Annotated in this window: 4 protein-coding genes; 3 read left to right on the forward strand and 1 reads right to left on the reverse strand. The window is 57.3% G+C overall.

Annotation, left to right across the window (positions count from 1 at the left end; genetic code table 11):
• The 3 genes from HMPREF3048_RS02460 to adhP form a co-directional block, all read left to right on the forward strand.
• A partial coding sequence (locus HMPREF3048_RS02460; RefSeq protein WP_070771101.1) for a DUF3644 domain-containing protein occupies window positions 1–880 on the forward strand: 880 nt, incomplete at its 5' end.
• Window positions 881–1,378: 498 nt separating this feature from the next.
• Window positions 1,379–3,937, forward strand: a complete 2,559-nt coding sequence (gene clpB / locus HMPREF3048_RS02465) for an ATP-dependent chaperone ClpB (protein ID WP_070771102.1) — start codon at window positions 1,379–1,381, stop codon at window positions 3,935–3,937.
• 180 nt (window positions 3,938–4,117) lie between these two features.
• Window positions 4,118–5,149: an alcohol dehydrogenase AdhP gene (gene adhP / locus HMPREF3048_RS02470; RefSeq protein ID WP_070423267.1), complete on the forward strand. Its 1,032-nt coding sequence runs from the start codon at window positions 4,118–4,120 to the stop codon at window positions 5,147–5,149.
• Window positions 5,150–5,401: 252 nt separating this feature from the next.
• Here the strand turns inward: adhP and HMPREF3048_RS02475 are convergent, their stop codons facing one another.
• Window positions 5,402–6,463: a hypothetical protein gene (locus HMPREF3048_RS02475; protein WP_141758827.1), complete on the reverse strand. Its 1,062-nt coding sequence runs from the start codon at window positions 6,461–6,463 to the stop codon at window positions 5,402–5,404.
• Between the last annotated feature and the right edge of the window lie 46 nt (window positions 6,464–6,509).

The raw sequence follows: 6,509 nt of genomic DNA on the forward strand, positions 1-6,509 counted from the left end.
GGACTCCATGTCCAAAATGTTCATGGACATAACATACTTAGTTAAAGACCGAGGGGTCGACGCAATCTACTACTCCGATGGGTCGGGGAAGACGATCGCGCTTGCAGATTGCCTGAAGAAAATTTTCACGAACGACAAAGATCCACTACGGGTGAACATGGCCGAGATCATCCGTTTCCGCAACATCAATACGCACTTCATTACTGATGAGTATGAGATCTTTATCGGTCCATTCTTGCAGAAGTCGGTGATGAATTATGCAGACAAACTGCTCGAGCTGCATGGGGAGTCGGTAAGTGAATTAATTCCGGAAAATCACCTCACGCTTGCTGTGCGTCGTGGCGCTATTGATCCCGACGTAATCCGGGCAAAATATGAACCACACGTCGCGGAGAAGCTCCTTAAAATGAGACAGTTTGCAGCAGACGCGGCTGGTACAGGCGAAGGGGGAGCCGCTGCTGCGATTTATGAGACGAACCTCCGCATCGTCAAGAAGTCGAAGGATGCTGATCTCAATGTCTACATCGATAGCGATGCTGATGCGGGCATTGCCATTGTCAAGGATGTCCGCGATGCAGCTAGTTACTATCCATACACCAAAAAATTGGCGGTTAACGAGGTGCTCAAGCGCCTCGCTAAGTCGAAGACAACCATCTATCACCGTGGAGAAAAACGCAGATTTAACAAGTATGACTTCGATCTTTTCATCAAAGTTTTTCAACTCCGGGACGACGAACGGTACGCCTACGACCGCAGTACGGCTGGAGAGAATGCGACAATGTGGACATATTCCCAGCAGGCCGTCGAGTTTGTAGTTGGTTATCTGCAGAAGGACCCAGAAGGGTGCCTCGACGCGCTTAAGAGAAAAGTAGGAAAATAAAAACGCCAACCCTCGGAGCAAAGGAATTCTCAGGCCGAAGCCCTACTCCCATTCGGGAACCCAGCTTTATCCTTCTCGGGTTGGCGCTGTAGTCATAATGCTAATTGCACATGTTGTCTTGCACAACACTTATTTGCCTATCGGGGAGCAGTGTTGGGCAAAAAACATGAGGTAAAAACGTTGAAAAACGTGTCTTCAAAGCCCTTTGGTCTTTTAAAGGAGCTGGCCTCCCCTGATCGTCTAGCTGCTCTTTTGCGCGACTAGACGATCTTTCTTTTATCGACCATCGTTTCCATCATCACCTGGGGAAACATTTTCGACGAAAGCTGATCGTCTAGCACGCACTGCCACGCAACTAGACGACCAGCGAAAACACCCCACCAACCCCACCTTGAGCTATCCCCGCGCAACTTTTTTCGTGTTGACAGGAACAGACTCAACTTCTCGTGCGTTACACATAGTGCGAAACAAAATTTAGGCACGAAAGGATGATGTGATATGGCATCGAAGTACACACAGAAAACGCAGGAGGCTTTGCAGCAGGCGCAGATGCGTGCGTCGGCTGCGGGGAACCCGGATATGCGCCCGGCTCATGTGCTTGAGGCGTTACTGAAGCAGGACGGCGGCATTGCTGCCCCGGTGCTCAAGGCCACGGGTGTGGATCCGGAGACGGTGGCGCGCGAGGCTGGCGAGCTGATTAGTGGTTACCCGAGCGCGGAGGGCCAGGGCATGGCCAACCCGGGGATTAATAGGGATCTGCAGACGGCGCTGAGTGTTGCGCAGGATCTTGCAAGTGAACTTGGGGACGAGTACGTTTCCGCCGATGTTCTCCTCGCCGCGGTTGCGAAGGGTAAGGACGATGCGGCTGAGTTGCTGCAGAAGCGTGGCGCAACGTTTGAGGCGCTCAAGGAGGCGTTCCCGTCGGTTCGTGGTGGCAAGAAGGTCACCTCGGAGAATCCGGAGGATCAGTTCCAGGCGCTGCAGAAGTACTCGACGGACCTGACTGCTCGTGCGCGTGAGGGCAAGATTGACCCGGTGATCGGCCGCGATTCGGAGATTCGCCGTGTGGTTCAGGTGCTTTCCCGTCGTACGAAGAACAATCCGGTGCTGATCGGTGAGCCGGGCGTCGGTAAGACTGCGATCGTTGAGGGGCTTGCGCGCCGCATTGTGGCGGGCGACGTCCCGGAGAGCCTGAAGGGCAAGACCCTGATTTCGTTGGATCTTGGCTCGATGGTTGCGGGTGCGAAGTACCGCGGTGAGTTCGAGGAGCGTCTGAAGGCTGTGCTCGATGAGATTAAGGAGTCGAACGGCCAGATCATTACGTTTATCGACGAGCTGCACACCATCGTCGGCGCCGGCGCCACCGGTGATTCCGCGATGGATGCCGGCAACATGATTAAGCCGTTGCTGGCTCGCGGTGAGCTGCGTCTGGTCGGTGCGACGACGCTCGACGAGTACCGTCAGTACATCGAGAAGGATGCTGCCCTGGAGCGTCGCTTCCAGCAGGTTTACGTTGGGGAGCCGACGGTCGAGGACACCATCGGCATCCTTCGTGGCCTGAAGGAGCGCTACGAGGTGCACCACGGCGTGCGCATCCAGGACTCGGCGCTGGTGTCGGCGGCGGAGCTTTCCAACCGCTACATCACGAACCGGTTCCTGCCGGATAAGGCAATCGATCTTGTCGACGAAGCCGGCTCCCGCTTGCGCATGCAAATCGATTCTTCCCCGCAGGAGATTGATGAGCTGGAGCGTATTGTTCGTCGTCTAGAAATCGAGGAGATCGCGCTGCAGAAGGAGTCTGACGCGGCGTCGAAGCAGCGCCTCGAGCACCTGCGCGAGGAACTTGCTGATCAGCGCGAACGCCTCGGTGAGATGAAGGCGCGTTGGGAAAACGAGAAGGCTGAGGTGAACAAGGTCCAGTCCGCGAAGGAGGAGCTCGAGCGTCTGCGCAACGAGTCCGAGATCGCGGAGCGTGACGGCGACTACGCCAAGGTCTCCGAGCTGCGCTACGGCCGCATCCCTGAACTGGAAGCGGAGGTAGCCAAGGCGGAGTCCGAGGCCAGCAACAAGACGATGCTGGAGGAGGAAGTCACGCCGGACATCATCGCCGATGTCGTCTCTTCCTGGACGGGCATTCCAGCCGGCAAGATGATGCAGGGTGAGACCGAGAAGCTGCTCAACATGGAATCTGTGCTGGGTGAGCGTGTCGTCGGCCAGAAAGAAGCCGTCGTCGCGGTGTCGGACGCGGTGCGTCGCTCCCGTGCGGGCGTGGCGGATCCGAACCGTCCGATCGGCTCGTTCCTCTTCCTCGGCCCGACGGGTGTGGGTAAGACGGAGTTGGCCAAGTCGCTTTCGGAGTTCCTTTTCGACGACGAAACCGCAATGATCCGCATCGACATGTCCGAATATGGCGAGAAGCACTCGGTTGCGCGCCTGGTCGGTGCCCCTCCGGGATACGTCGGCTACGACGCTGGCGGCCAGCTCACTGAGGCTGTTCGTCGTCGTCCGTACTCGCTCGTGCTTTTCGACGAGGTAGAGAAGGCCCATCCCGACGTCTTCGACGTGCTTCTCCAAGTGCTGGACGAGGGGCGCCTCACCGACGGCCAGGGCCGCACCGTCGACTTCCGCAACACGGTGGTGATCCTGACCTCCAACCTGGGCGCCGGTGGCGACCGCGACCAGATCATGGAGGCTGTGAAGCGCCACTTCAAGCCGGAGTTCATCAACCGTCTCGACGATGTTGTGGTGTTCGATCCGCTGAGCAAGGACCAGTTGGTCGGCATCGTCGACATCCAGCTGGAGGGCCTGGCCGAGCGTCTCGCCGCCCGTCGCCTGGTGCTGGAGGTGTCGGATTCGGCGAAGTCCTGGCTCGCAGATCGCGGCTACGACCCGGCCTACGGCGCTCGTCCGCTGCGTCGCCTGATCCAGCAGGCGATCGGTGACCGTCTGGCGAAGAAGTTGCTGGCCGGTGAGATCCGTGACGGCGACACCGTCCATGTCGATGTTGCCGACGGCGGCGAGTTCCTCGACGTCACTGCTGGCGTCAGCGCCGCTTAGTTCGGTGCTGTCGCTGTAAGCCCAGGTCGGGTGGAGAAAATCCGCCCGGCCTTTTCTTCTACCGGCCCCATTTTCCTAAACATTTGTCGCTTAATGAAAACGTGTTTCATTTCACTCGACGTACCCCGGTGTGATCCGTATCATTCATGGCGACCGTCCCCTTTAGGAAAGGAGCACCACATGTCCACCCCAACTTCTATGCGCGCAGCAGTTGCCGAACAGTTCGGTCCAACCGTCAATGTCAAGGAAATCGACCTTCCCAAGCCGGGCCCGTTCCAGGCACTGGTGAAGCTCTCCGCCAGCGGCATCTGCCACACCGACCTCCACGCAGTGGAAGGTGACTGGCCGGTGAAGCCGGCTCCGCCGTTCGTGCCTGGTCACGAGGGCGTCGGTGAGGTCATCGAGTTGGGGCCGGGTGAGCATTCGGTCAAGGTTGGCGACATGGTCGGCAACGCTTGGCTCTGGTCCGCATGTGGTGAGTGCGAGTTCTGCCGCACCGGCCGTGAGACGTACTGCAAGCAGGCAGAATACGGCGGCTACACGGTGAATGGTTCCTTCGGCGAGTACATGCTCGTGGATACGCGCTACGCCCCGCGCATCCCGGAAGGCGCCGACCCGGTCGAGGTCGCACCGATCCTCTGCGCTGGCGTCACCGTGTACAAGGGCCTGAAGGAAGCACAGACGAAGCCGGGCCAGTTCATGGTCATCTCCGGCATCGGTGGCCTCGGCCACCTCGCGGTGCAGTACGGCGTGGCTATGGGCATGCGCGTGATTGCGGTGGACATTGCCGACGACAAGCTCGAACTGGCTAAGGAACTCGGCGCTGAGTTCACCGTTAACGCTGCTAACACCGACCCGGGTGAGGCTGTGCAGGAGTTCACCGACGGCGGCGCGCACGGCGTGCTGGTCACGGCGGTGCACCCGGCTGCTTTCGGCCAGGCCATCGCGATGTGCCGCTCCAACGGCACGATCGTCTTCAACGGTCTGCCTCCGGGGGAGTTCCCGGCACCGATCTTCGACATCGTGCTGCGAGGCATCACCATCCGCGGCTCGCTGGTCGGCACCCGTCAGGACATGGCGGAGGCGCTCGACTTCTACGCCCGCGGCGAGGTGAAGCCGCATGTCACGGCGTGCGAGCTCGACGACGTGAACAAGGTGTTTGAGGACATGCGCAACGGCAAGATCGCTGGCCGTATGTCCATCAAGTACTAGGCGTTTGGCGTCTGTGGTTTAGCCTGCAGCCTGCAGCCCAAAGCCCGCAGTCAGTACGGTTTTTCCGGCTGGCTCCGGGCTTTGTCGTGTTCGGGTCCGCACCTTGACATGCCCGCTCTGTTCTAGACACATCGTCGAGTAAAGATTAGCTTCCTATTCTCGGTGTTCTTCGGCTTCACCGTCGTTGCAGGAGAAACGTGAGGGAGGCCGGTTAGGCAGTGAGCGAGGAACGAAGATTCCACGTTGTGTGAGTTAAATGAGATCTGAGGTTTGGTGCGCTCCTTTGAGGGAGTCGAGTCTCAGATACCGGTTGAGTTTCACAAAAGCAGAACCCTTACCGGATTGATCGTGGATGATCACTGCTGAGGTTCTAGCAGTATCTGGGTCTGTAGGTCCCGATAACAGGTAGATGATGTAGCTCCGGTCGGCGCGGTACCCCTTGCTTAGGCCGAACCCCATGACTGCTGCAATCCTTTGATCGCGCTGGTCCCCATTCTTTAGCCGCTTGACTTCGTTGTGAGACCAGTCTTGGGGGACGAATCGTTCTTGAATAAGGGGAAATACTTTTGCGATGTGTGCTTCAGGGGTATCAGGAAGAAAAGATGATGGTTGAGGGTTGTTCTTAGGATCGTCTTTCGGCAGGTAGAAACCTAGGTGTTTGACCTCTCGGCTCACTCGAACTGAGTCCTCAAGAATTATTGCCGATTGATGGTGATAAGTGTCGAACAGTGGGTATCGGAATGATTTATTCGCACTACGCTGAACTGTGGTGTTTCTCGTAGAAGCGAAGAGAACGGTGTCAGGTTCGTAAACGTTTCCAGGGCGGTCTTGCAAGACCTCATCAACCTTTGAGATTGATTCGATCCAAGTTGCCGCGTCTGGATCAATCCATTTTGCGAGTCTGAGGATCTTTCGGAGTTCAACGATGGGGTCGACGTGGAGCAGTGAGTCCTGGTGGGAGACTCTATTGCGCAGCTCTCGAAGGTCCTCGAGTGCACGCCCAACTACTTTCCTATCGCTCTTGCCTGGAAACACGGAGTTCAGGTGAGTGTTCCAAAGCTCAGCCACTTGAAAATCTTTTGAATGAATGAGCTGGACCCAGAAACCGAGATTTAACTGCGAGATTATGTCGTTTTCATCTGGTGCGGTTTGGTGAGTTTTGTTAGTCAACCGCGCTGCAACTTTGCCTACTGTGTTGTCGGTGTGAACGTTCCATGGGAAAGCAAGAGGGTGGATGGTCTCCAGCTTTTGCATCATGGAGTTCCTTAGGAGTACTTCCACGTGGTGAATTACTTCGGACAGTGCTGCTGACACGGCTGCGTTCCATGGCCTGTGTCAAATTTTGTGGACGGGTAAACCC

The sequence above is a fragment of the Corynebacterium sp. HMSC075D04 genome (assembly GCF_001815635.1).
In the GTDB taxonomy this organism is placed as follows: domain Bacteria; phylum Actinomycetota; class Actinomycetes; order Mycobacteriales; family Mycobacteriaceae; genus Corynebacterium; species Corynebacterium coyleae.